Origin of the sequence: Sanguibacter sp. HDW7 (assembly GCF_011300875.1) — a bacterium.
Lineage (GTDB): Bacteria > Actinomycetota > Actinomycetes > Actinomycetales > Cellulomonadaceae > Flavimobilis.
The window spans coordinates 2,487,690-2,513,654 of sequence record NZ_CP049862.1 but is presented as its reverse complement, the minus strand read 5'-3'; the positions used below and the strand labels follow the sequence as shown (position 1 = coordinate 2,513,654).

Here is a 25,965-nt window from a genome sequence, read left to right as displayed (position 1 = left end):
GGCCCGGCGACCCGCGACCAGCGACTCGCGACCCGTCAGACCCGTCAGACGATGTGCGCGATCGCGATCGCGACCGCCGCGAAGTGGCACCAGAAGCCGATGACCGTGCCGATGTGGAAGATCTCGTGGAAGCCGAACCAGCGCGGGCTCGGGTTGGGCCGCTTGAGCGCGTAGATGACCGCTCCGCCCGTGTAGGCGAGGCCGCCCGCGACGACGAGCCACACGATCGCCGGTCCGCCCGCGTCCCAGAACTGCTTCATGAAGCCGACCGCGACCCAGCCGAGCGCGATGTAGACGGGCGTGTAGACCCACCGCGGCGCGCCGAGCCACAGCATTCGGGCGGCGAGCCCGAGCAGGGCGCCGCTCCACACGACGATGAGGAGGATCGTCGCGGTGCGCTTCTCGAGCAGGAGCACCGCCAGCGGCGTGTACGTGCCGGCGATGATGAGGAAGATGTTCGCGTGGTCGGCCCGGCGCAGGGCGGCCTTGGTGCGCTCGCCCCACGTGCCGCGGTGGTAGACGGCGCTCGTGCCGAAGAGCAGCACGGCGGTGATCGCGAAGACGAGGACGGACACGCGCGGGGCGGTCGCGGGCGCGACGGCCGTGAGGATGACGCCGCCGACGAGGGCGAGGGGAGCGTTGGCCGCGTGGATCCAGCCGCGAAGACGGGGCTTCGGCGCCTCGAAGGTCTCCGGAGCCGCGTCGAGGTTCTCGCCCGTGGTGCTGGGCTGCGTGGCTCGCGACATGTGTCGATCCTCAGGGGGTCGTGATCGTGGCGGGCGCGGACGCGTCCGTCGGTGCGCCACCAGCCTAACCTACGCAACCGTAGGTTACGGAACCGTAGGTTGTGGAGATCGGGTGTCGGGGACGACGGATCGCGAGTGGGACCACGGTCCGACCCTCGCAGCCTCCCACGCGTCCGGTAGGTTGGCGACGTCGACGAAGCCCAGGTCACCGAACGAGGTCGCAGTGCGCATCCCCACCCCTTTCTACGGGATCTACGAACGCCAGCTCGCGCGCTCCCTGCCGGCCGACGCCCTGCCCCGACACATCGGCGTCATCCTCGACGGCAACCGCCGCTGGGCCCGGTCCTTCGGCGAGTCGACCGCCGCCGGACACCAGCGCGGGGCCGAGAAGATCCTCGAGTTCCTCGGCTGGACCGAGGACCTCGGCATCGAGGTCGTCACGCTCTGGATGCTCTCGACCGACAACCTCTCCCGTCCCGCCGCGGAGCTCGAGCCGCTCCTCGCGATCATCGTCCGCGCCGTCGAGGACCTCGCCGCCGCGCGCCGCTGGCGCCTGCGCGTCATGGGCCGCCTCGACCTCCTGCCCGAATCCTCGGCCGCAGCGCTCCGCGCCGCCGAGGAGTCCACCGCCGACGTCGAGGGACTCTCGGTCAACGTCGCCGTCGGCTACGGCGGTCGCCACGAGATCGCCGACGCCGTCCGTGCCTACCTCCGCGAGCAGGACGCCCAGGGCCGCACGCTCGCCGAGGTCGCCGAGTGCATCGACGTCGCCGAGATCGGCGAGCACCTCTACACGCGTGGCCAGCCCGACCCCGACCTCGTCATCCGCACGTCGGGCGAGCAGCGGCTCTCCGGCTTCCTCCTGTGGCAGTCCGCGCAGGCCGAGTACTACTTCTGCGAGGCCTACTGGCCGAGCTTCCGCCGGGTCGACTACCTCCGCGCGCTGCGCTCCTTCGCGACCCGCGACCGCCGGCTCGGCAGGTAGCAGGACCGCTCGTAGCAGGACGGGCCTCAGTCCGTCACGTGGATGCGGCCCGTCGCGCCCTTCTCCGCGTCGCTCATGACGTGCGAGACGAACGGGTACGTGCCGGCCTCCGGCATGACGAGCTCGACGAACCCGCCCTGCGCGACCGACAGGTCGAGCGCCTGCGACCCACCGTGCTCGGCGTTGCCCGGCCGCAGCCGGTAGGCGCCCTCGTGGAACATCGTGTCGAACTGCCCGCCGACGACGTGGAACGACGAGCCGACGTTGGGCCCCGCCGCGAGCACCCAGAAGCGCAGACGGTCGCCCGTGCGCGCCTCGATCGGGTCGTACGCGTACTGGTGCGCGTAGCCGTTGAACGTCACGAGGTCGGGCAGCTGCGTCGCGATCTTGTCGACGTCGACCTCCCCGCCCTGCGGGCCGAGGTAGAACTCGCTCTGGACGAGGACGTAGCTCGCATCGACCTCGGGCAGGTCCGGAGGCTCGATGACGACGGCGCCGAACATGCCGTTCGCGATGTGCGCGCTCATGGGCATCGTCGAGCAGTGGTACATCCAGATGCCGCTCATCGTCGCCGTGAACCGGTACGTGAGGCTCTCTCCGGGCGCGATCGTGCGCATCGGCTGGTCGGGGGCGAGCATGCCGGCGTGGAAGTCGATCGAGTGCCCGATGCTCCCGTCGTTGACGAGCGTGACGACGAACGTGTCGCCCACCCGCCCGTGCAGGGTCGGTCCGGGCGCCGAGCCGCCGAAGGTCCAGAGCTTCTGGCTCACGCCCGGCGCGACGTCCGTCGTGAGCTCGGAGACCGTGAGCGTCACCTCCCGCACCGTCGCGTCGTCGAGGGGAGGCAGCGCCGCGTCACGGGCCTCGAAGCCCTCGGCGGGGGAGCGCATGAGGTCGATGTCGTCGGCCGCCGACGGCCCTGACGCTGCGCCGTGGTCCATGCCAGCGTGGTCCGTGCCCCCGGACGGGGAGTCGGAGGGGGCGTCGGTCGCGCCCGACGTGGCGTTGTTCGTCGTGCCCAGGCCCGTCGGCACGATGTCGAGCGTCATGCCCGACTGCCGGTGCCCGACGATCGTGCACCAGCCGTCGATCGCGCGACCGACGACACCGACGTCGAGCGTCGCCGACGCGCCGACCGCGAGCCGGCCCGAGAACGCACCCGTGTCGAGCGCAAGGTCGTGGACCGTCGTCGGGTCCGTGTTCCGCACGACGAGGACGAGCCGGTCGCCCGCAGGCACCTCGATGCGCGAGGGCGTGAACCGCATGTCGCGCGCCTCGACCTCGACCGTCGTCGTGCGGCCCGTCGGCGTGACGGCGACGCCCGAGGCGCCGCCGTCGCTGTCGCCCGGCGTCGCGGAGAGCCGCAGCGCCGACGGGTCGAGGGCCGCAGCCCCCGCGACGACGACGAGCAGCACCGCGACGCCCGCGACGAGCTGCGTGGCCCGGGCCGGACCGCGCACCGCCTCGACCTGCGGGCCCTGCGGCGCGCCGGGCGTCGGCGGCGTGGGCGCCTCGACCGTCGCCATACGTCCGAGCCGCGCCCGACGGTGGTCACGCAGCGCGAGCCCGAGCACGACGAGGAACCACGCGCCCGCGCCGAGCGCCGCGATCGACGACAGCGCGCGCAGCGCGCTCGAGCCCGGCAGGACGAACACCAGCAGGGCGCCGTTCGCAACGACGACGCGGGTGAGCGCGCCGCGCTCGAGGCGTGCCGCCGTCGTCCGCACGACGGCCGGCCCGCCACCGAGCACGACGGGCACGAGGTACGTGAGCGCTCCGAGGAGCACCTGCGCGACGAAGCCCCCGACGAGCGGCACCGTGAGCATCCCGAGGCGCGCCTCGAGCGCCGTCCACGACGGCGTCGCGACGAGCAGCACGACGACAGTGACGAGCGTCCCGAGCCACCAGGCGACAGCTGAGGCCGCCGAGAGCGTCGAGAACGATGCTGGCGGACGGCGCCGGGCCGCCCGCACCATGGGCACGAGCGCCGTGACGACGCCGACGACGTACGCGGCGACGCCCGCCGCCGCGACCGGCCGCACCCCGAGGAGCGCGCCCGCGACACCCGCGAGAAGGCCGCCGAGCGTCCACGCGAGCGTCGGCGTCACCGCGCGCACCGCCCGCGGATCCATCGTCGTGCGCAGCATCGTCGGCCACAGCGTGACGAGGGTGCCGAGCACCGTGAGCCCCACGAACCCCAGCACGTTGAGCCCCGTGTGGGCCAGCACGAGCCGTGCGTGCCAGCCGGGTCCAGCACCGCGTGCGAGCAGCACGCCCGCCGCCGCACCGAGCGGCAGCAGCCACGCGGCCGCGACGTAGAAGCGCACGCACACCGCGAGCGGGCCCGTGAGCGCGCCGCGCGTCGAGCGCGCGAGCGCCGCCCCGTGCCACGCGACCGCGAGCCCCACGACGCTCGCACCCACGAGCGTGACGACCCACTGCGACACGACCATGCCGACGACCGTCGTGAGCACGCCGACGTTGAGGACGACGAGCCGCACGGCCTGCCCGCGCCGCGACCGGTCGTCCACGCGGCGACGCAGCAGGGCGTCCGCGAAGTGCGCCGACCACACGAGGATCGCGTTCGTCGCCGCGCCGAGCAGGGTGAGGTGGACGAGCAGCCACGCCGAGGCTGCGACCTCCCGGTGCACGAGCGAGACCGCGACCGTCGCGAGCAGCCAGACGACGACGGGCGCGTTCGCGGCGAGGTGCCACGACGAGCGGGCGGACAACGGCCGGGGCGCGCCCGAGGGCCGGGTCGGGCGCGGGGCGATCGAGGTCATCGGGCTGAGGCTTCCTGGGCTGGGGGATCGGAGTCTGCAGGGTGGGCGTCGGGTGCTTCCGCCGCTGCCCGCGCGCTCGCGCGCGCACGCGCCGTCTCGGCGCGCGCCTCGCGCCCGCGGCGGGCGCTGCGCGCGGCGAGGACGCCGACGACGACGTTCGTCACGACGAACCCGAGCATCGCGACGACGTTGCCGACCCCGGCGATCGTGACGAGCGCGGGCACGTCGCGAGCGTCGCCCACCGCGACGCGCAGCACGAGCGTCACGTGGAGGACCGCCGCGGGCACGTACATCGCGGGGTGGTAGGGCAGCGGGACGCGGAGCACGGCCGGGAGGATGACCGGGGCGTGCGCCATGATCATCGAGATCGTGAAGCCGAGGAAGACGCTGTGCAGGACGGCGTCGTAGCCGGGGCCCGACGTCTGCGGGCCGCCGAGCAGCCAGATCGCGCCCGCGACCGCGAGCCACGCGTACGCCGCGAGGAGGCACACGGCCGTGAAGCGAGGCAGCCCCGTCGACCGCACCGTGCGTCGGGCGACGTCGTGGCCCGCGAGCCATGCGCACAGCGCGAGGAGGGCCGCGCCGAGCAGCGAGTGCCCGGCCTCGGGCCAGGCCGTCGCGGCCGCAGCGCCGAGCACGGTCGCGACGCACACGGCGAGGATCGCGCGGTCGGCGCGCGTGCGGTCACCCGGGCGCAGGCCCGACATCGCGACGCGCGCAAGCTCGAGCCGCTCGCCCGCGATCGTCGTGACGACGAACGCGGTGAGCCACGGGATCGTCGCGGGCATGGGAGCGCCCGCCCACCACAGGAGCGCGCCGCAGGCCGCCGCGACCGCGCCGAGCTGCTGGCACAGCACCGCGGTGTCGCGCGAGCGCCGGAACAGGGGAACGTAGACGACGACGAGCGCGACCGAGCCCGCGGTGAGCAGCCCGCGCCCGACGGCCAGGGGAAGCGGCGAGAGCAGCGCGAGCGCGCCGAGGCCGAGCAGGAGGGGCGAGCCGAAGCCCCACCAGCGACGCAGCGCGACCGCGCGCTCGAGCGAGACGAGCGTCCCGACGAAGCCGAGGACCATGAGCATGCCGTGGACGTCCGGCAGGCGGTCGGTCGTCACGGGTGCGGGCAGACCGAGCAGCAGCAGCGCGGCGTCGAGCCCCGCGAGCAGGCTGAGGCCTGCGAGCAGGAGGAGGGGGACGCGGCGCAGCGCGCTCGCGGGGGCGGCCATGCTCAGATCTCCGTGGCGTCGAGGTGGAGCAGGCACGAGCCGGGCAGCGCGAAGGGCTCGAGCGTCGTGCGGTCGGTCGGCGCGCCGAGCGCGTCGAGCGCGCCGCGCGCGAGTCCGAGGTGGACGGCGCACACGACCTCGGGGGTGCGCAGCGCGGCGTCGAGCAGGGGGCAGCGGCGCAGCTCGACGGCGTGGTCGGAGCCGTCGGGCACGGGGGCGAACCCGAGCCGGTCGAGGAGCCGGACGACGGAGCGCCGTGCGTGGGTCGCGTCGGAGGCCTGCTCGCGCGCGACGAGCTCGCGACCCCAACGGTCGCCCGCCGCGAGCGCGTCGGCGCGCGGGTCGGGGCTCGTGCGGGCGATCTGGTCGGCGAGGACGGAGGCGAGGCCCGCGTACTCCTGGACGGCCGGGTCGGTCACGCTCGCCGGCGTCGCGGCGTAGAGGGCGCCGGGACGGCCGCGTCCCGAGGGACGAGCGGTCGAGCGCTCGACGAGGCCGAGGTCGGCGAGGCCCTCGAGGTGCTCGCGCACGGTGTTGGTGTGCTGACCGAGCTCGGTGGCGACCGTGGTGACGCTCGTCGGGACGCCCCGCGCGACGAGGAGGTCGAGCACCTGGCGGCGGGCGCGCGAGAGCTCCGCGGCGGGCGAGGGGCGCGGGACGACGGCGGCGGGGCCGTAGCCGGGACGCGGAGTTATTTCCACGGAGCCGATTGTACTATTGTCGGACGCAGGCGGACCGGACCTCGGTCCCGAACACGACCGGAGATCCCCCGATGGACGACCTGCTCCTCGCCTCGAACCTCGACGACGCCCGCGCCGCCGAGGAGCTCGCGGGCGACCACACCGCGATGCGCGGCACGCTCCACGTCCTCGTCGACCAGCTCGCCCGCGCAGTCAGCGGCGCCGACGCCCAGCAGGCCGGTGCCTCACGCGAGCGCCTCTCCCGGTGGACGACCGACCGCCTCGTTCCCCACCTCGAGGCCGAGGAGGCGCACCTCCTCCCCGCCGTCCGCACAGCCACCGACGGCGGCCCCGCCACGAGCACCCTCGTGCGGCTCCACACCGCCGTCCGCGACGCCGCGACCACGCTCGCGACGACGACCCACCCGCTCGAGGCCGTCGGCGCTGGCCACGTCCTCGCCGCTCTGCTCGCCGTCCACTCCGACACGCTCGACCACGACCTCGTGCCGCTCGTCGCGCGCGACGCCCGCGTCCCGCTCACCCGCCCCGCCGAGGAGGTCCGCGAGGTCCTCCGCGCACCCGCCGCCCCCTCCGGGCACGGGTGCGGCTGCGGCGGAGGCGGCTGCGGCGGGGGCGGCGCAGCCCCGGCCGACGCCGCGTCGGACGCGGACGTTGCCGAGCCCGCGGCGACCGAGGGCGCGGGCCCCGACTTGCCCGTCCTTGACGCGACCGTCATCCCGCACGCCGTCCGCCACGCGACGATCTTCGGCGCGCTCGACGCGGTCGAGGAGGGCCGCGGCCTCGTCCTCGTCGCCCCGCACGACCCGCTGCCGCTCCTCGCCCAGATCGAGGCCCGTCACCCCGGCCGCTTCGCGGTCGAGTATCTCCAGCGCGGCCCCGAGACCTGGCACCTCGCCTTCACGCGCTGAGCGGAGCCCCGCGCCCCGCGCCGACGCTCGGCGGCCACCGACGTCCTCCGGTCCCCTCCCGGAAACGTCGGTGGTCGTCGTTAGGCTCGCGGCATGATCCGCACGCTCGCCGTCTCGGGCTACCGCAGCCTCGTCGACCTCACGCTCGAGCTCGGCCGGCTCACGGTCGTGACGGGCCCCAACGGCTCGGGCAAGTCCTCGCTCTACCGCGCGCTGCGGCTGCTCGCGGCCTGCGGCTCGGGGCAGGTCGTCGGGGCCCTCGCACGCGAGGGCGGGCTCGGCTCCGCGCTGTGGGCCGGATCCTCGCGCGCGCCCGGACCGCAGGGCCGCGTCGCGCTGCGCCTCGGCTTCGAGGGCGACGGCCTCGGCTACGCCGTCGACCTCGGCCTGCCACAGCTGCCCGGCAGCTCGCCGTTCGCGCTCGACCCCGAGATCAAGTCGGAGACCGTGTGGAGCGGCGGCCCGCTCCGCGCGGGCTCCGTCCAGGCCCAGCGCAAGGGCCCGCACCTGCGCGTGCGGGACGCCGAGGGCTCGTGGCGCGACGACCCGCGCACGCTCGCGACGTACGAGTCGATCATCGACGAGGTCGCCGACCCCGACGGCGCCCCCGAGGTCGGACTCGTCCGCCGCACCCTGCGCGGCTGGCGCTTCCACGACGACGTCCGCACCGACGCCGCCTCACCCGCGCGCAGGCCCCACGTCGGCACGCGCACGCAGGTCCTCGGCCACGACGGCGCGGACCTCGCGGCCGCGCTCGCGACGATCGTCGACGCGGGCGGCAGCGACCTCCTCGACGCCGCGGTCGACGACGCGTTCCCCGGCTCACGCCTCCGCATCGACACGTCGACAGGACTCTTCGCGCTCACGCTCGTCCAGCCCGGCCTGCGCCGACCCGTCACGGCGGCCGAGCTCTCCGACGGCACCCTGCGCTATCTCGTCCACGTCGCCGCGCTGCTCTCCGTACGGCCCGCCGGGCTCCTCGTCCTCGACGAGCCCGAGACCGGCCTCCACCCCGACCTCGCCGCACCCCTCGGACGCCTCGTCCTGCGCGCCTCCGAGCGCGGCCAGGTGCTCGTCGTCACCCATTCCCGTGCCCTCGCGAGCGCGCTCTCGGACGAAGGCGCGACCCACGTCGGGCTCGTCGGAGGCGGAGGCAGCGCGACGGGAATCGTCGGGCGGGAAGGCCCGCTCGATGCTCCCGCCTGGACGTGGCCGGTGCGCTGACGGACGGCCCGCCGCGGTCCGGACGCGAGCGTCACAGCCGACCCCGTGTCACCGGACGGCAGCACCCCCGGACCGCAGCGCCCCGGACCGCAGCGCCCCTGGGCGGCAGCGCTCCGGACGGCAGCGCTCCGGACGGCGGCGCCCCCGGCAGGCGAGGCCTGCCGGGGGCGCCGGACGTGTGGTGACGATGTCCGTCAGGTCGTGCCGCGGACGACGAGCCGCGGCGGGAAGACGATCGACGTCACGGGGGAGCCTCCCTGCGAGGCCTCGATGAGGCGCATGAGCTGTTCGACCGCGGTCGCGGCGAGCTCGACGACGGGGTTGTGGAGCGTCGTGAGCGGGGGCGTCGAGGCCTGAGCCGCGTCGAGGTCGTCGTAGCCGACCACCGAGACGTCCCCGGGCACCGAGCGGCCCGCGCGCGCGAGCGCCCGCAGCGCGCCGACCGCGATCGTGTCCGAGGCCGCGAAGATCGCGTCGATCTCCGGGTGCGCCTCGAGGAGCTCGGCCGTCGCGGTCTCGCCCGACGCGGTCGTGAACTGCGCGTGCGCGAGCGCGTCCGCGGGCAGGCCGTGGTCGCTCAGTGCGTCGCGCCAGCCCTTGATGCGGTCGACCCCGGCGGTCATGTCCTGCGGGCCAGCGATGTGCGCGATGCGCGTACGGCCGCGCGCGACGAGGTGCTCGACCGCGAGCCGGGCGCCCGCGACGTTGTCGACGTCCGTGTAGATGAGCTCGCGCGGGGCGTCGAAGGGGCGTCCGACGAACACCGCTGGGATCGACGACGCGGCGACGACGCGCTCGAGCTCGTCGCCCTCGTGGTGCGACGTGATGACGGCGCCGTCGACGTGACCGCCACGCAGGTAGCGGGCGATGCGGTCCGCGGTCTCGTTCTTGCGCGAGAGCAGGAGGACGAGCTGGAGGTCCGTGCGTGCGAGCGCGTCACCGACGCCGCGCAGCGTGCCGCCGATGAACGCGTCCGAGAGGAGGCGCTCGTCGGGCTCGGGGATGATGAGCGCGATCGAGTCCGTGCGACGCGTGACGAGCGACCGGGCGGCGCGGTTGGGGACGTAGCCCAGCTGGAGGGCCGCGTCGTCGACCGCGGCCTGCGCGGTGGGGGAGACACGAAGGCCCCCGTTGAGCGCTCGCGAGGCGGTCGACCGGGAGACGCCGGCAGCCGCCGCCACCTCATCGAGCGTCGGGGCCGCAGCGTCGTTGCGCGGGGTGAACTCGGTCATCGTCGATCGTCTTTCGTGAGGGCGGCGGCCGGTGGGGGACCGCTCGTGAGATGAGCCTAGGCGAGTCCGGCGCGGACGGGCATTTCGGCACGCGGTACGGTCCGCAGACGCCGCAGGTCCCGCCCTCGCCGGACGGGACCTGCGGGTGGTCGCACGGGCACAGGGTGCCTTCACGACCGCCACCGACGGACCACGGGCCTCGACCTCCCGGGGTCCGTCGGCCCCCAAGGGGGCCGACGGTGGCAGACAGGGTGCGGGTCAGCCCTTGACTGCGCCCGCCATGATGCCGGCGACGAGCTGCTTGCCGGCGAGGATGAAGATGATGAGCAGCGGGACGGTGGCCAGCAGCGCACCCGTGAGAATGAGCGGGTAGTCCGTGTAGTACTGCGACTGCAGGCCCTGGAGTGCGACCGGCAGGGTGCCGCTGGCGCGGTCGAGGATGATGGACGGCCACATGTAGTTCGTCCACGAGCCGACGAACGTGAAGAGGAAGAGCATCGCGGCGGCCGGTCGTGCGGCCGGCATGGCCACGTGCCAGAAGGTACGGATGAGGTTGCAGCCGTCGACGCGTGCGGCGTCGATGAGCTCGTCCGGCAGGGCGTCCTGGAGGTACTGCGTCATCCAGAACACGCCGAACGCCGTGACGAGGCCCGGCAGGATGATCGCGAGCAGGTTCCCCTGGAGGTCGAGCTTGCTCATGATGAGGTAGAGCGGCACGATGCCGAGCTGCGTCGGGACCGCCATCGTCGCGATGACCGAGACGAGGAGACCGCGGCGACCCTTGAAGCGCAGCTTCGCGAACGAGAAGCCGGCGAGCGTCGAGAGCAGGACGACCGAGACGGACATCGACGTCGCGGCGATGAGCGAGTTGAGCGTCGCACCCCAGAAGTTGATGTCGGACTCGAGGACCCGCTTGACGTTGTCGAGGAAGTTCGGTCCCGGGATCAGGGTGAACTCGCCCGAGTAGACGAAGTCGTTGTCCTTCGACCCGATGAGGAACGACCAGTAGAACGGGAAGGCCGAGAAGAGGACGAACGCCGAGAGGATCGTGTACGTGAGCTTGCCGGGCTTGCGCTCGCCGCTTGCGAAGGGCGAGGACTTCCGCGCGCCGCGGCGCGCTGCCGCGCGAGCTGCGCCGGGTCCGGCGGACTGGGCGATGGCGGGGATCGAGGTCATCGGTCGCCTCCCTGCGAGGAGATGCGGCGGGTGAGGAGGAAGTTCACGACGCCGACGAGGAGGATGAGGAGGAACAGCAGCCATGCGATGGCCGCCGCGCGGCCGAAGTTGGTCGAGTTCCAGCCGACCTCCCAGAGGTACAGGGTGATGGTCTTCCACTCGCCGTCGGGTCCGCCTCGGCCTGAGCCCGAACCGCCGCCGTACATGCGGGCCTCGTCGAAGATCTGCAGGCCGCCGATCGTCGAGGTGATGACGACGAACGTGATGGTCGCCTTGAGCATGGGCACCGTAATCGCGAAGAACTGGCGGACGCGGCCCGCGCCGTCGATCGTCGCAGCCTCGTAGAGGTCGCGGGGGACGGCCTGCATCGCCGCGAGGAGGATGAGGGTGTTGTAGCCCGTCCAGCGGAAGTTCACCATCGTCGCGATCGCGATGTGCGACGGGATGACGTCGGACGACCACGGCACCGGGTCGATCCCGATCATGCCGAGCAGGGAGTTGAAGAGTCCGAACTGCTCGGAGAAGAGGTTCGAGAAGATGAGGGCCACCGCGACGGGGGCCACGACGTAGGGCAGGAGGACGCCCATGCGCCAGAACGTCCCTGCACGCAGGTTGGAGTCGAGCACCGCGGCGATGAACACCGCGACGATGAGCTGCGGCACGGTGGAGATGAGGAAGATCGAGAACGTGTTGCCGACCGCGTTCCAGAACTGGTCCTGCTGGAGGATCGCGGTGAAGTTGTCGAGGCCGACGAACTCGCCCTTGCCACCGATGGGGTGCCACTGGTGGACCGCGACGTACGCGGTGTAGAGAAGCGGCGCGAGGCCGAAGATGCCGAAGAGGATGAAGAACGGCGAGATGTAGAGGTACGGCGAGACCTTGAGGTCGAACCGGCTCATCCGCTGGCCCCAGCCGAGGCGGCGAGCCTGCTGCGGGGCGGGGACCTGAGCCGGGCCGCCCGTGCCCGCGCGACGGGTCGAGGACGTGCTGACGGTCATGGGGGTTCCTTCGTGTGCGCCCGCGGCGGCGGGCTGTGAGGGCTGTGGCGTGCACCGGTGGCGGACGCGCCGCCGACGGCCGGAGGCCGGGGTGCGTCGTGCACCCCGGCCTCCGGTGTGATCAGTTGAGGTTCTTGAGCTCCGAGAGCACCTGAGCCCAGGACTCGTCGATCGACTGCTTCTTGCCGGAGACGCCGAGGTCGACGCGGTCGAGGCCGTTGTTGACGACGTCCGAGACCTTCTTGTAGAGCGGGCCCTTGAAGACCGGCTTGATGCCGACCGCGCGGTTCGAGAGGATCTTGCCGGTGGGGGCGTCGTTGAACCATGCGAAGGTTGCGTTCTGCACGTCGTCGGACTTCAGCGCGTCGACGGTCGACGGGAAGGCGCCCTGGTCGACGAAGAGCTTCGACTGGACCTCGGGCGAGGTGAGGTAGGCCGCGAGCTTCTTGGCCTCCTCAGGGTGCTTCGACTGCGTCGGCACCGCGAGGAACGAGCCGCCCCAGTTGCCGGCGCCGCCGGGGAAGACATCGGCGATGTCCCAGCCCTTGAAGTCGTCACCACCGCGCTCCTTGATGACGTTGAGCATCCAGCCCGGAGCGAGGATCGTCGCGAAGCCGTTGTCACCCTTGAAGACCTTGTCCCAGTCGGGCTTCCACTGCGGCGTGTGCGAGGACTGGTTCTGCTCGGCCGAGGCGGTGAGGACCTGGCGGAAGAGGGTCTCGACGTCGGAGCCGGCCAGGTCGCGGACCGTGCCGTCCGTGTTCTCGTAGGCGCGCTCGACCTGGTTGATCATGCCGAAGAACGTGCCGCGGGCGGTGTCGAACCAGGGCTTGCCGGTCTTCTCGGTGTACTGCTTGCCCACCTCGAAGTAGTTGGCCCAGTCGCCGGTGAGGAGCTTGGCGACGCTCTCGCGGTCGCTCGGGAGACCGGCCTTCTCGAAGAGGTCGGCGCGGTACGCGACCGCGTTGGGGCCCGAGTCGGTGCCGTACATGATGACGCGGCCGTTGGCGTCCGTGCCCCCAGCGATCTTCCAGTCGAGCCAGCGGTTGGCGAGCGCGGGGTCCGTGAGGTCGACGAACTTGTCGGCGTACTGCATGAGCTCGGGGACCCAGTCGCCCTCGATGGCCTCGACGTCGGCGAGGCCCGACTTCTGACCGAGGAAGTTGAACATGTTCTCGCGGGACTCGTCGGAGCCGCCCGTGATCTTCTCCTCGACGATGATGTCGGGGTTGTCCTTCATGAACTGCTCGATGTGCGGCTTGTAGCCGAAGTCGTTGAAGGTGGACACGACGAGCTTGACCTTCTCGCCCGGGGCCTTGCTGCCCGACGTCGCGCCGGTGCCCGGGGTGTCTTCCCCGCCGCACGCGCTCACGACGAGCGCGAGAGACGCGATGCCGGCGACCGCGGCCCACGTCCGAGTGGTGTTCTTACGCACTGTGACTCCTTCGTCCTGGCACGGCGTCGTCGCCGCGGCCATTCCTGCCGCGCACCCGGCGGGTGGGCGTCGTTCTCGGCGTGATCCTGAGGGAAGCGCTCCCACCGTGTTCGTGGGAGCGTTTCCACGCCGCTGAGGAAGATCGTCGCGAAGGTGTGGGAGCGCTGTCAAGCGCTCGCAGGCGAAAAGCCTGTGGAAGCGATCCCATGACTTTAAAAGCGCAGGTCAGAGGCTTAAGGCCCCGGCGGCCGTTGCGGGATTGTTATGCGCGCGCCGAGCGTTCCGACGCGGGGTCGCTCCGTTCAGGCCGGCGTGCCGTGCACGTCGACCCACGCCTGGACGCGCACCTCCTCGGCCGCGAGCGTCGCCCGCACGGCCTCGGCCGCCGACCGCTCGACCGCCGATCCGAACAGCGGGATCGACGCCCGCACCTCGCCGTCGTACGTGAGGAGAGCGCCCTCGCCCGACGGCACGAGCGCCACAGTGCCCGTGAGGCGCACCGGCGTGCCCGTGATCTCGAGCGCGACGGTCCCGTGCCACGACCCGTCGCGCTCGCCGTCCCAGGCCTCGACCTGACGGATCTCGAGCTCCGAGCCCACGAACGAGCGCACCTGCGGAGGGATCTGCTCCGCCGACACCGACCGGCGTACCGTTACCGTGAACGACTCGCCACCCGTCGGCGTCACCACGACGTCGTCCACGCTCGCTCCCGGCACCGACGTGCGGAAGCGCACGAACACCGCGTCGCGCAGGAGCGTCGCGTACGCGGCGGCGGGAAGCGGGACGGGGACGTCGATCGTCACGTGCATGGTCCGAGCCTAGCGGCGCGGACCCGCCCCCGTCCTGGCCTGAGGACCCCGACACGGACCACGCTGTGCGCGCACCGCCGCACCCGCCGCGCCACGTACCCTGGAGGTGTGTCCGTCATGAGCGAGCTCATCTCCCGCCACTCGTCCCTCGACCCCGCCGACGTCGACTGGCTGCACCTCCTCGCGGGGGACTGGCAGGTGATCTCCGACCTCGCCTTCGCCGACCTCGTCCTGTGGCTGCCGACCGACGACGGCGAGCTCGTCGCGATCGCCCACTGCCGCCCGTCGACCGGCGCGACCGTCCACTACGACGACATCGTCGGGACCGTCGCCCCGTCCGGCCGTCGCGCCCAGCTCCTCGAGGCCTTCGACGACCGTCGCGTCCACCGTGAGCGCGAGCCCCGCTGGCTCGGCGCCTACGCCGTGCGCGAGGAGTTCGTGCCCGTCGTCCGCGCCGGCCGCGCGATCGCCGTCCTCGTCCGCCAGACGTACCTCGGCTCCGGGCGCACACCGAGCCGCCTCGAGCTCAACTACGTCGAGGCCGCCGAAGGCCTGCTCGGCATGATCTCCCGCGGAGAGTTCCCGCAGTCCGACTCCGCGACCGGGCCGCGCCGCGGCGCCCCCCGCGTCGGCGACGGCCTCCTGCGTCTCAACGCCGAGGGTGAGGTCCTCTACGCCAGCCCCAACGCCCTCTCGTGCTTCCACCGCCTCGGGGTCTACGGACCGCTCGTCGGTGAGTCGCTCGTCGAGATCACTGCGGACCTCCTCGTCCAGCAGGCGCCCGTCGACGAGTCCCTGCCCGTCGTCATGATGGGCCGCGCCCCGTGGCGCACGGAGCTCGAGTCCGCGCGCGTCTCGCTGTCCGTGCGCTCGCTGCCCATCACCGAGGACGGACGCCGCATGGGCGCCGTGCTCCTGTGCCGCGACGTCACCGAGGTCCGCCGGCGCGAGCGCGAGCTCATCACCAAGGACGCGACGATCCGCGAGATCCACCACCGCGTGAAGAACAACCTCCAGACCGTCGCCGCACTCCTGCGCCTCCAGGCCCGGCGCATGCACGTGCCCGAGGCACGCGCCGCGCTCGAGGAGGCCATGCGTCGTGTCGACACGATCGCGCTCGTCCACCAGGCGCTCTCGCAGACGCTCGAGGAGGAGGTCGAGTTCGACGACATGGTCGGACGAGTCCTGCGGCTCGCGGCCGACATCGCGTCCGCCGACACGAGCGTCCGCACGATCTCCGAGGGGACCTTCGGGCTCGTCCACGCCGAGGACGCGACGCCGCTCGCCCTCGTCCTCACCGAGCTCGTGACGAACGCCGTCGAGCACGGCTTCCCCGACCGCGCGACCGGCAACGTCCGCATCACGACGACACGCGAGGGGCACGACCTCACCGTCCACATCGTCGATGACGGCATCGGCCTGTCGCCCGACCACGGCCCCGGCTCCGGCCTCGGCACGCAGATCGTGCGCACCCTCGTCCAGAACGAGCTCCACGGCTCGATCGAGTGGGACGGCAACCCGACCGGCGGCACCGACGTCACCGTGCGCGTCGTGCTCCGCGACGCTCGCGGGCACCGCGCGACGCGTCCTGCGTGACCGCCGCGGCCCTCGTGTCGCCCCGCGGGTGTCACGAGTGCCCGCGAGTGTCCTGACGCTCCGCGAGCGTCCCTAGGCTCAGTGGGCGTCCCTACGCTCCGCGAACGTCCTGAGGAGCAGGAGCGCCCACGAACACAGCGAGGGCCGGCACCCGTGCGGGTGCCGGCCCTCGGCCGTGCGTGAGGCTTGTGTCAGCCGGCGCGACGCGCGCGGGCCGTACGGCGCTTGAGCGCGCGACGCTCGTCCTCGGACATGCCGCCCCAGACGCCCGCGTCCTGACCGGACTCGAGCGCCCACTTGAGGCACGTGTCGACGACGTCGCAGCGACGGCAGACGGCCTTCGCATCCTCGATCTGCAGGATCGCCGGGCCGGTGTTCCCGATGGGGAAGAACAGCTCAGGGTCCTCGGTGAGGCATGCGGCGCGATGACGCCAGTCCATGGAAATGCTCCTCGGTGGTGGTGCGGAACGGTTCTGCGCGCAGCGCGACGCGACCGTTCGAAGAAGGGGGTGTGTCCGTAGGGACCCCACAAGGTTCACACCTCACGGCCAGTTCCACAAGAGGTCACGAGAAGGTTTCGACGCGGTGACCCTGAGGTGATGGTCACAAGGTCTCATCCTTGACATCGCGCGGCTGCTCGGGCGGTCGCGCCGCAGGTCTCGGGCCTGCCGTACCACCGTGCACGGGGTGTCCGACGGCGCCTCGGCGGCCGGCGCGCACGGCCCTTCACCGTGGCCACCGGCGCCGGTCCCGTAGTCTCGAGGCGTGGCACTCGACCTCCTCCGCCGTCCCGGCGTCGCGGCCCCCGGCCCCGGCCGCACCACTCTCCTCGTCGTCGTGGGCTTCCTCGCGCTCGAGGCGCTCGGGCTCGTCGTCGCCGGCGGGTTCGCGGTCGGCGACCTCCTGCACGGCGGCCGCGCGGGCATGGACCTCTTCCTCGTCGCGTTCGCCTGGGGACTCGCAGCGATCCTGCTCGCCGCCGCGCGCGGCCTGCTCGACGGACGCCGCTGGGGCCGTTCGCCAGCCGTGACCTGGCAGCTCTTCCAGGTCGTCCTCGCCGTGACGTGGCTCCAGGGAGGCGCGCACCCCGTGCCCGTCGTGCTGCTCGTCCTCGCCGTCGTCGTCGTCGGCGGCATCGTCTCACCCGGCGTCACCGCCCGGACGACCGCGGGACGCCCCGCAGGGGAGTGAGCCCAGGCCGCTGCGGACGGGGCCGACCTCGGCGTCCGGCGCAAGGCACTGGACGAGCTCGACGCGACCGTCGGCGACGAGCGCCCCGCGCCCAGGGTGCGACGGCCCCGGCTCGACGACGTCGGCGACCTCCGTTGCGAGCGCGTCCGCCGACCCGGGCCTTCCCGGGTCGAGCACGACGCCGTGGCGCCCCGCGCGCGCCCGGCCCAGAAGCCCCCGGGACGCGAGCGTCGCCGCGGCCGTCGTCGCGGACACGAGGCAGCGCGCGACCCCCGGGATGCTTCCCGCGCGGTCGTGCTCGGCGGGCAGGAGCCGGGCAAGGACGTCGACGTCGTCGACAACGAGCGTCCACGCGCCGCCCGCGACGACGGCGGGCACGCGCGCGAGGCCCTCGGGCGTCACCGGCACGACGACGACGTCGGCGCCGTCGCCCGCGGGTGCGGACGCCGGGATGCCGCCGAGGTCCGACGCGACGATGTCGTCCCCGGACACCGACGCCGGGCGCTGGCCGACGACGGCCCGGGTGTCGTCGTCCGGTGGCACGAGCGCCGGGCACGAGCCGACGACGAGCACCGGCCCGAGCCGCGCCGCGTGAGCCGCGAGCCGCCCGAGGACCGACGTCCGTCCCGAGCCGGGCGGGCCGACGACGAGCACGTCGCGGGTGATGTCGAGCAGTCGCGGACCCGCGTCGTCGCCGCCGTGGCCGAGCGGCGCGAGGCCCGCGTGCGGCGCCGCGCCGACCGCGCCGACCGCGCCGACCGCGCCGACCGCGCCGACCGCGCCGACCGCGCCGACCGCGCCGACCGCGCCGACCGCGCCGACCGCGCCGACCGCGTCGGTCGCGCCGACCGCGTCGGCGAGCTCCGCGAGAGCGACGTCGTCTGCGGACGCGGGGACGGGACGCAGCCTCAGTGCCGGGTGCGGCGCGTCGTGCTCCGCGGGAGGCGTCGCGCCGGGGCAGAACGCCTGCGCGAGCCGCGCCGGCCCGGTCCCCGTCCAGACACCGCGCCCGGGCGGACCTCCGAGACCCGCAAGCTCCGACGGGACCCCGCGCGCGAGGTCGCCCGCGCGCTCGGTCCCGGTGAGGACGAGCCGCGGCCCGAGGGTCGCCGCGAGCTGGCCCGTGAGCGTCCGGGCGCTCGCGAGCGCGAGGCGCACCCCGTGCGCGGCGGGCTGCCGCGCGAGCGCGACGAGCGTCTCGGCGCCCGCGCCACGACCGACCCGCCCGAGCGCCCCGAGCAGCTCCTCGACCCCGTCGACGAGGACGAGCGTGCGGACCTCCGGCGGTGACGCGAGCAGCCGCGCGAGCAGCGCGTGGGCACGCCGCGGGTCCGTCGCGGACGCATGCGTGCCGAACCAGACAGGCAGGCCGGAGGACGCGAGGTCGGCTCGCACTGTGGTGGGTGGCACGGACGGCGGGCCCGACCGGCGCACAGCCGTCGTGGGTGGTCCCGCGGCCGACGGCCCTACGACCGACGGTCTCGCGACCGACGGCACTGTGACCGACAGTCCTGCGGCCGACGGTCCTGCGACTGACTGTCCCGCGGCCGACGGAACCGCGGCCGACGGAACCGCGACGAGCGGGTCCGGGCCGAGCACGTGGACGTGCCAGCCTCGCGCGGCCGCCTCGAGCGCGAGCGCGTGGAGGACCGTCGAGCGGCCCGAACCGGGCGCACCCTCGACGTGGAGGTGCCCCCGCGCGGGCTCCCAGGCCGCGACGCCACGTCGACGCAGGTCGGGCTCGTCGAGAAGCGCGACGGGAAGGGCGTCAGGCCCGGCGGGAAGGGCGTCCGCCGGGGCGGCAGGGGCGTCCGCCGACGTGCAGCGCAGCGGGAGCGGCGGCTCCCACAGCGGCGTCGACCGGCTCGTCCCGGACACGCGGACCGCGGCGTCAGCGGCGGCGACGAGCCGTGCCGCGACGTCGTCGCCCCACGACGGGGCGGCGGATCGCGCGGGCCCGGGGGAGCGCGGCACCCGTCGGACGCGGGCGGAGACCGGGGTCGACGGTGCGGACGCGAGCGCGCACCGCACCGTCCGCTGCGCGGCGCGGCTCGTCACGACGATCGCCAGCCCGGGCGACGACGCCGGCAGCGCGGCCGCGTCCGGGACGTCGACGACGTCGCGGGAGTCGGCGTCGGACGCGACCCGCAGCGCGACGCGCAGCCCGACGTTCGCGCGGACGTCCGCGCTCACCGTGCCCGCCGGGCGCTGCGTAGCGAGCACGAGGTGAAGGCCGAGCGACCGCCCCTGCGCCGCGATCCGCAGGAAGGACGGCACGAGGCCCGGGTCGTCGTCCGCGAGCGCCCGCAGCTCGTCGACGACGACGAGGAGGCGTGGCGGGCAGATGTGCGGCGCACGGGCTGCCAGCCCCTCGACGTCGGCGACGCCGTGGCGGGCGAGCAGCTCCTCGCGCGAGCGCAGCTCGGCTCGCAGCGCCGCGAGCGCGCGGCGCGCCGACCCCGGTTCGAGGTCCGTCGCGACGCCCACGACGTGCGGCAGCGTGAGGCACGGTCCGAAGCCCGCGCCGCCCTTGTGGTCGAGCAGCACGAACGCGAGCCGCGAGGGCGGCAGGGTGAGCGCGAGGGACAGCACCAGAGTCTGGAGGAACTCGGACTTGCCCGCGCCCGTCGTCCCCGCGACGAGCCCGTGCGGCCCGTCGCGTACGAGGTCGACGAGGCACGGCGCCCCGGACCCGTCGGCGAGCCGTCCGACGGGCGCGACGGGACGTGCCGGGGCGCGAGCCCACCGGGCGGCGACGGCACGGGCGAGCTCGTCGGCGGGCGAGGCGGCGTCGAGGCCGACGAGGTCGGCGAGAGGGACGGTCGGCGCGTGCGCGGCCCCCGCTGCGTGCGCGACGTGCGGGGCGAGCGCCCGGGCGAGCGCGTCCGCGAGGTCGGCACCGATGCCCGGTCCGTCGACGTCGCCCTCGCACCACGTCGGCGCCGCCCACGTTGGCGCCGCCCGACGGGGGTTCTTCCGTGACGGAGTGGAGGGCGCCGTATCCGTTCCGGACTGCGACGTGCGTGCCGTCCGCGACCGCACAGAGGTGAGTGAGGCCGGGGCGACGAGGAGGACGTGCGTGCCCGGCCCGGTGCGGGCCCACCACTCGCTCGTGCGGCGCAGGTCGTCGGGAGCGGTATGCGTCACGACGACGAGCCGCGCACCTTCGTCCGCCGAACCGTCGTCCGCCGGGTGGTCGGTGGCGCGGGCGCCGAGCCAGCGCGCCCACTCCCACGCCCGGGCGTCGCCGCCGACGACCGCGACGGGCGCCCCGGGGTGCAGCGCCGCGAACGCGAGAGCCGCGGCGCGGACCCGGGGCTCCAGGTCCTGGCCCGTGACGGCGAGGGCCCGAGGCCCGGGCGTGGCAGGCTGACCGAGGTCGCCCGTGACGATCCTCGTGCTGAGGTCGACGGGCGAGGCGGCGAGCCCCGCCCACGTGGTCGGCGGCTCCGTGACAGGTGGCGGCGTGCGGCGCACGCGCCGGACGAGGGCCGTCGCCCCGAGCACGAGCGGCCCGACGAGCCCGACGAGCGCGAACGCCGGTCGGCCCGTGACGACCGCGAGCATCGCTGCCGAGACGAGCGGGACGACGAGCGTCGTCACCGACAGGCCCGGCCCGAGCCCTCGCGGGCGGCCCGGGCGCCCGCGGGCCTCCTCGGCTGCGACGTCCGCACGAGACGCGGCGACCTCGACGACGACACGTCGCACGACGGTGGCACCCACGCGCACGACGTCGCCGTCACGCACGCGCCGCCGACGCAGGCCGAGGCGTGCGGGCCGCCCGCGGCCGTGGTCGCGCGCGAGGGTGACGCGCGGCGCGCGCCTGCGCGGCGGGGGACAGGCCAGCTCACGAGCGGTCGTCCCCCGAACGTCCGGACCCTGATCCTCCGGGCCGTGCACGTCCAAGTCCGTCGTCAGGCTCCCGCCGGTCAGGCGCACACGTCGCACGCGGACCGCCCGGGCGCCCGGGCCGTCGTCCCGCGTACGGCGCGCGCGCACCTCGGCGACCCGCCCGCCGACCGCCCGCGCGACGTCCACCTCGATGCGCCCCGCCCCGGGCCCCTCGACGACCTCCCAACGTGCCTGCGCCCCGAGCGCGTCGTGCGCGCGAGCGACGAGGTCGTCGGCGCCCGGCACCGCAGGACGACGACGCGGGGCGTGCACGCGCACGTCCGCGCCCGGGACGAGGGGCCCGAAGCCGATGAGCGCGTCGTCGTCGAGCACCCGGGCGCCGACGGCGAGCGACGCTCCGAGCAGCTCTGTGCGACCGAGCACCTCGGCGAGCCTGGGCCGCAGCGCGCCGAGCCGCGCCCCGCGCTCGAGGTCGACGTCCTCGCCCGCGAGCGTGAGGCGCACGTGGCCTCCGGTGGACGGTGGGAGGACCGACTGCACCGGGAGAGGTCTAGGGGCGACGGGCGTGGCTGGGTCGGAGGCGGACGGAGCGGGGCACATGCCCTCGACGATGCCCCGTGCGCTTCTCTGGATGTGCCGGAGGGACCTGCAGCTGGGGAGAGAACTCCCGTCCACAAGGCCCTCCGTCAGGGGTGTCGACGTGGGCCCAGACGCGGTCCAGGACCCGCCCCAGTTCGTCCGAACTTCGTCCCATGGTGAGGCGGTGGTACCTCCTCGCATCTCAGCGTCCGGACCGGGCCTGTCACCAGGTGTGGCGGAAGTGGCCGCCTCGGACGACGGATGCCATGGTTGTCGACAACAGGGCGTGGCACGGTCTCGAGCCGGGGAGCGCGAAGGGGACGGGGATCCGTGACGGACGGTCACCGCGGTGAGGGCAGGCGGGTGAAGGGTGCGGTCTCCGTCGCGCGTGCCGGCGCGACGTGCATTCTCGTGTTCTACGTGATCGTTCTCGTGGGCGACTGGCCCCCGGAACCGTGGCTCGTGACCGTTCCAGCGGCGCTCTCCCTCGTGGCCTTCGCCCGCTCCCTGGTCCTTGAGGTGCGGGTGTCGCCCGACGGGATCTTCGTCCGGAGCTGGTTGCGGACCTATCGGTTTGCCGTGGACGACATCGCCTATGTGGGCGTGGGGAACTATGACGGAACGTGGGTGCGTGGCGGCACAACCTTCGGAGTGTGGTCCGTCTATGTCGAGGTTCGTGGTCCAGGTGGTCGAGAGAGAGTTGGCCTCGATGTGACGATGTCGGGGAGGCGGCGTGCCGTGCGAACGGTGCGCGAGCTCAAGGCGGAGCTCGCGCTCGGCACGCGGTAGGCGATCGACCAGGACCGGGCGCCACGCTGAGCACCAGCCCTGTCGATGTCGGCCATCACCCCGCTGTGACTCGTAGCGGCGCCGCACACTCGGCGGTGTGCAGAACCGCTTCGAGTCACTCTGTCTGTGTGACTGGTAGCGCCGTTGCACACTCGGGCTGAACGCAGGAGCGCCCGGCGCGGACCATGGTCCGCGCCGGGCGCTCCGCACTGCATCCCTGGAGGACGCTGCGCGACGTCAGTCGACCGCGAGGGCCTCGACCGGCGACGTCCGCACCGCGCGCCGTGCGGGGAGCACCGAGGCGAGCAGGCCCGCGACGACCGCGACGAGCAGCACGAGCGCGATGTCCCGCCACGGCACGGTGTAGGCCACCGAGCCGAACGACCCGAGCACGGCGGCCGCTCCCGACCAGCCGTAGACGAGCCCGAGCACGACGCCGAGCGCCGTGCCGACGACCGCGATGAGCAGGCCCTCGATCGCGAGGGTCGTGCGCAGCTGGCGCTTCGAGAGGCCGATCGCGCGCAGCATCGCGTTCTCCCGCTGCCGCTCGATGACCGACAACGAGAGCGTGTTCGTCACGCCGATGAGCGCGATGACGACGGCGACCGCGAGCAGACCCACGACGACCGCGAGCAGCACGTTGATGACCTGGTCGAACATCGCCCGCTCGGCGACGGCGCCCGCGACCCAGACACCGAGCGTGTCGACCGAGTCCTGGATGGCGTTGACCGTCGCGATGGGGTCGGCCGGGTCGATGCGCACGAGGAGGTCCGAGACGTTCGTCGCCCCGGCGATGTCCTCGAGCGTCGGCAGGGTGACGATCGTGTCGCCGAGGTTGCCCTCGCGGACGACGACGTCGAGGTCGGTCGTCGTGCCGTCGGCGAGCGTCACGCGTGCGCCGGTCGCACCGGCGTACACGTCGCGGGAGGACTGGACGACGAGGGTACCGTCGGTGAGCCCGTCGACGAGCCCGGGGTCGTTGAGGACCGACCTGGCGCGCTCCGGGTCGACACCCATGAGCGTCGAGCTGCCGACGACGACCGGTCCCCCCGGGGTGAGCACCTCGATCTGCATGACGGAGGCACGGTGGACCTCGGCGACCTCGGTCACCCCGTCGATCGCCGCGATGTCCGTGACGACCTTCGGCGTGAGGGGCGTCGTAGGAGCGGCCTCGCCGGCCGTGCCGTACGTGCCCGAGTCGACGAGAGCGTCGACGTAGAAGAACTCGTCGAGCTGCTGGTTGAACGTCGCGCGCGCCGTCGCGGCGCCCGTCGACATCATGGCGACGAGGGTGACTCCGATGAGCAGCGCGGTGCTCGTCGCTGCGGTACGCCGCGGGTTGCGCAGGGTGTTCGCGGACGCCAGGCGTGCGCTCGCCCCCGTGCGGGACAGGAGACGTCCGACGCCTGCCGTGACCGCGGGGATCCAGAAGACCGAGCCGACGGCGAGACCCACGAACGACAGGGCACCGCCGGGGATGCCGAGGAGCAGCCCCGCGAGGGGCTCCTCGAGGGTCGTCCCGGCCGCGACGCCGCCGGCGAGGAGGAGCCCGCCGAGCACGGTGAGGATGATCGCGAGCACGAGCCGCACCTTCGAACCCTGGCGCACCGAGGGGGCGTCGGCGGGGCGGAGCGCCGCGAGGGGAGCGACCCGGGTCGCGACGCGGGCCGGGGCGAACGCCGAGATGACGGTGACGAGAAGCCCGGCCACGAGCGGGACGAGAACGACGGCGGGGGTGACGTCGATCGTCGTCGGCAGGGGCACGCCGAGGTCCCTCGTGCGCAGCACGGCGAGCAGACCCTGGACGCCGGCGGCGCCCACGACGATGCCGGTCAGCGAGGCGAGCGTGCCGAGGACGGCCGCCTCGAGGAGGACGGACCCGCGCAGCTGCTTCTTCGTCGCACCGACGCACCGCAGGAGCGCGAGCGTCCGCGTGCGCTGGGCGACGAGCACCTGGAACGTGTTGGCGATGACGAGCCCGGCGACGATGAGCGCTAGCGCGCCGAACGCGAGCACGACGTAGACGACGGTGTTCGTCTGTCCGCTGAGCTCCGCGATGCGCGCCTGGGCGTACTCCTGCTTCGTCTGGATGGTGGCCGTCGATGCCACGTCGTCCGCCATGCCCTCGGCACGCAGCGCATCCGCGACGGCGGCCGCGACCGCCTGGCGCACCTGCGTGACGTCGGCGCCGTCGTCGAGCAGGAGGAGCGCGGTCGAGAAGCCGTCGGCGCCGTGCCAACGGGTGACGTTCTCCGCGGTCGTGAGGAGCGCGCCTCCGTCCGAGAGGTAGGCACCGTCGGGGTCGTCGGTGAGCCCGACGAGGGTGAGGTCGACCGTGACCTCCTTGCCCTCGCCGGTCTTCTCGTCGAACTCGTGGGTGACGATGCCGACGGTGCCGCCGACGGTCACGCCGAGGCGCTCCGCGAGCTTCGCGGGGAGGGCGACCTCGGCGTCGGACGTCGGCAGCGCGCCTGCGGTGAGGGACTGCACCTCGAGCCGTGGGTCGGACGCGACGGGCACCGCGACGGTGCCGATCGTGCGGCCGTCGGCCGAGACGCTGACGTAGACGTCGCGTCGAGGGGTCGCGGCGGCCACACCGTCGACGGAGCTGAGGCTCCGCACCGCGTCGAGCGTGAGGTTCCCGGCAGCCGAGGTGTCGATGACCAGGTCGGCGTCGCCGACGGACGACGCGATCGCGTCCGTCGACGTCGAGGTCATGATGTTGCCCGCGAGGAGCGTCGCCGCGACGAACGCCGTGCCGATCGCGATCGCGACGCCGGCGGCGACGAGCCGCCCGATGGATCTGCGCATCTGCGCGAAGGTGAGCCGGAACATCAGGCCTGACCCCCGACCGTGGCGCCGCCGACCGTGTCGAGGGTGCGCAGCGCGTCGAGGCCTGCGAGGACCGACTCGGGGGTGGGGTCGGAGATGTCGCCCGCGATGCGGCCGTCGGCGATGAGCACGACGCGGTCCGCGTAGGCCGCGGCCGCGGGGTCGTGCGTCACCATGATGACGGTGCGTCCGAGCTCGCGCACCGAGCGGCGCAGGAAGCTCAGCACCTCGGCGCCCGAGCGCGAGTCGAGGTTGCCCGTGGGCTCGTCGGCGAAGACGACGTCGGGCTTCGTGATGAGTGCGCGGGCGATCGCGACGCGCTGCTGCTGCCCGCCCGAGAGCTCCGACGGGCGGTGCGTGAGCCGCTCGCCGAGACCGAGGGTGTCGACGAGCGTCGCGAGCCACTCCGTGTCGACCTTGTTCCCGCCGAGGTCGAGCGGCAGGAGGATGTTCTGCTCCGCCGTGAACATCGGCAGGAGGTTGAACGACTGGAAGACGAAGCCGATGCGTGTGCGACGCAGCTCGGTGAGCGCGTCGTCGCCGAGGGCCGTGATCTCCGTGTCGCCGATGCGCGACGAGCCGGCCGACGCGGAGTCGAGGCCCGCGAGCAGGTGCATGAGCGTCGACTTGCCCGAGCCCGAGGGGCCCATGATCGCGGTGAAGCGACCGGGCGCGAAGTCGACGTCGACGTGGTCGAGCGCGACGACCTGGCCGGCTCCCTTGCCGTAGACCTTCGTGAGGCCGCGGGCGCTGACCGCGCCCGTCGTGCCGGGGGCGACGGTGGTGTTCATGGAGATGCTCCTCGTGCGATGCGGGGGAGAGGCGGGCGGGGGCCCGCCGGCTCCTCCGACGCTATCGAGGCGACCTCGTGGTGGTCGTCGTGCCGGGGTCGGGTCCCTCCGACGC

19 protein-coding genes are annotated in these 25,965 nt (G+C 73.8%); 6 read left to right on the top strand and 13 right to left on the bottom strand.

Annotation, left to right across the window (positions count from 1 at the left end; all coding sequences use genetic code 11):
- Positions 1-44: 44 nt before the first annotated feature.
- A complete protein-coding gene (locus G7063_RS11420; protein ID WP_166414501.1) occupies positions 45-746 on the bottom strand; it encodes a hemolysin III family protein in 702 nt (233 codons plus the stop codon).
- A gap of 223 nt (positions 747-969) precedes the next feature.
- Here G7063_RS11420 and G7063_RS11415 point away from each other — a divergent pair, with 223 nt between their 5' ends.
- A complete protein-coding gene (locus tag G7063_RS11415) occupies positions 970-1,731 on the top strand; it encodes an isoprenyl transferase (RefSeq protein ID WP_166414500.1) in 762 nt (253 codons plus the stop codon).
- Between the two features lie 26 nt (positions 1,732-1,757).
- On the opposite strand, the gene G7063_RS11410 is transcribed toward G7063_RS11415, so the two are convergent.
- Genes G7063_RS11410 through G7063_RS11400 form a run of 3 tightly spaced genes read right to left on the bottom strand, consistent with a single transcriptional unit; the run spans position 1,758 to position 6,438 of the window.
- Complete coding sequence (locus G7063_RS11410; RefSeq protein WP_166414499.1) at positions 1,758-4,514, bottom strand: multicopper oxidase domain-containing protein; 2,757 nt, start codon at positions 4,512-4,514, stop codon at positions 1,758-1,760.
- Positions 4,511-5,737, bottom strand: coding sequence for a hypothetical protein (locus tag G7063_RS11405; protein WP_206188144.1), 1,227 nt, complete (start codon positions 5,735-5,737; stop codon positions 4,511-4,513). The genes G7063_RS11410 and G7063_RS11405 overlap by 4 nt, the downstream gene beginning before the upstream one ends.
- A 2-nt stretch (positions 5,738-5,739) precedes the next feature.
- A complete protein-coding gene (locus tag G7063_RS11400) occupies positions 5,740-6,438 on the bottom strand; it encodes a metalloregulator ArsR/SmtB family transcription factor (protein ID WP_206188143.1) in 699 nt (232 codons plus the stop codon).
- A 71-nt stretch (positions 6,439-6,509) separates the two neighbouring features.
- Between G7063_RS11400 and G7063_RS11395 the strand changes: the two genes are divergently transcribed.
- Positions 6,510-7,346: a DUF2249 domain-containing protein gene (locus tag G7063_RS11395; RefSeq protein WP_166414498.1), complete on the top strand. Its 837-nt coding sequence runs from the start codon at positions 6,510-6,512 to the stop codon at positions 7,344-7,346.
- A gap of 93 nt (positions 7,347-7,439) precedes the next feature.
- Complete coding sequence (locus G7063_RS11390) at positions 7,440-8,570, top strand: AAA family ATPase (protein WP_166414497.1); 1,131 nt, start codon at positions 7,440-7,442, stop codon at positions 8,568-8,570.
- A gap of 194 nt (positions 8,571-8,764) precedes the next feature.
- Here the strand turns inward: G7063_RS11390 and G7063_RS11385 are convergent, their stop codons facing one another.
- The 5 genes from G7063_RS11385 to G7063_RS11365 form a co-directional block, all read right to left on the bottom strand.
- Positions 8,765-9,802: a LacI family DNA-binding transcriptional regulator gene (locus G7063_RS11385; RefSeq protein WP_166414496.1), complete on the bottom strand. Its 1,038-nt coding sequence runs from the start codon at positions 9,800-9,802 to the stop codon at positions 8,765-8,767.
- Positions 9,803-10,060: 258 nt separating this feature from the next.
- The gene (locus G7063_RS11380) at positions 10,061-10,978 is read right to left on the bottom strand and encodes a carbohydrate ABC transporter permease (protein WP_166414495.1); all 918 of its coding nucleotides are present in this window, start codon (positions 10,976-10,978) and stop codon (positions 10,061-10,063) included.
- Entirely contained in the window at positions 10,975-11,976 is a 1,002-nt protein-coding gene (locus G7063_RS11375) for a carbohydrate ABC transporter permease (protein WP_166414494.1), read from the bottom strand. The genes G7063_RS11380 and G7063_RS11375 overlap by 4 nt, the downstream gene beginning before the upstream one ends.
- Before the next feature lie 121 nt (positions 11,977-12,097).
- Entirely contained in the window at positions 12,098-13,411 is a 1,314-nt protein-coding gene (locus G7063_RS11370) for an ABC transporter substrate-binding protein (RefSeq protein ID WP_240916053.1), read from the bottom strand.
- Positions 13,412-13,713: 302 nt separating this feature from the next.
- Positions 13,714-14,220 (bottom strand): DUF2505 domain-containing protein, encoded by a 507-nt coding sequence (locus tag G7063_RS11365; RefSeq protein ID WP_166414492.1) that lies wholly within the window; start codon positions 14,218-14,220, stop codon positions 13,714-13,716.
- Between the two features lie 117 nt (positions 14,221-14,337).
- On the opposite strand from G7063_RS11365, the gene G7063_RS11360 reads away from it, so the two are divergent.
- Complete coding sequence (locus tag G7063_RS11360; protein WP_166414491.1) at positions 14,338-15,816, top strand: sensor histidine kinase; 1,479 nt, start codon at positions 14,338-14,340, stop codon at positions 15,814-15,816.
- A gap of 191 nt (positions 15,817-16,007) precedes the next feature.
- Here G7063_RS11360 and G7063_RS11355 read toward each other — a convergent pair whose 3' ends face one another.
- Positions 16,008-16,256 carry a WhiB family transcriptional regulator gene (locus G7063_RS11355; protein WP_102510284.1) on the bottom strand — a complete coding sequence of 83 codons (249 nt, stop codon included), beginning with the start codon at positions 16,254-16,256 and terminating at the stop codon, positions 16,008-16,010.
- Between the two features lie 325 nt (positions 16,257-16,581).
- Here G7063_RS11355 and G7063_RS11350 point away from each other — a divergent pair, with 325 nt between their 5' ends.
- A complete protein-coding gene (locus G7063_RS11350) occupies positions 16,582-17,007 on the top strand; it encodes a hypothetical protein (RefSeq protein ID WP_166414490.1) in 426 nt (141 codons plus the stop codon).
- Here the strand turns inward: G7063_RS11350 and G7063_RS11345 are convergent.
- Positions 16,957-21,363 (bottom strand): FtsK/SpoIIIE domain-containing protein, encoded by a 4,407-nt coding sequence (locus tag G7063_RS11345; protein ID WP_166414489.1) that lies wholly within the window; start codon positions 21,361-21,363, stop codon positions 16,957-16,959. The genes G7063_RS11350 and G7063_RS11345 overlap by 51 nt on opposite strands.
- 405 nt (positions 21,364-21,768) lie before the next feature.
- On the opposite strand from G7063_RS11345, the gene G7063_RS11340 reads away from it, so the two are divergent.
- Positions 21,769-22,227, top strand: coding sequence for a PH domain-containing protein (locus G7063_RS11340; RefSeq protein WP_166414488.1), 459 nt, complete (start codon positions 21,769-21,771; stop codon positions 22,225-22,227).
- A gap of 237 nt (positions 22,228-22,464) precedes the next feature.
- On the opposite strand, the gene G7063_RS11335 is transcribed toward G7063_RS11340, so the two are convergent.
- Both G7063_RS11335 and G7063_RS11330 read right to left on the bottom strand, forming a co-directional pair.
- On the bottom strand, positions 22,465-25,038 hold the full coding sequence (locus tag G7063_RS11335; RefSeq protein WP_240916052.1) for an ABC transporter permease: 2,574 nt from the start codon (positions 25,036-25,038) through the stop codon (positions 22,465-22,467).
- Positions 25,039-25,061: 23 nt separating this feature from the next.
- Complete coding sequence (locus tag G7063_RS11330) at positions 25,062-25,850, bottom strand: ABC transporter ATP-binding protein (RefSeq protein ID WP_166414486.1); 789 nt, start codon at positions 25,848-25,850, stop codon at positions 25,062-25,064.
- Between the last annotated feature and the right edge of the window lie 115 nt (positions 25,851-25,965).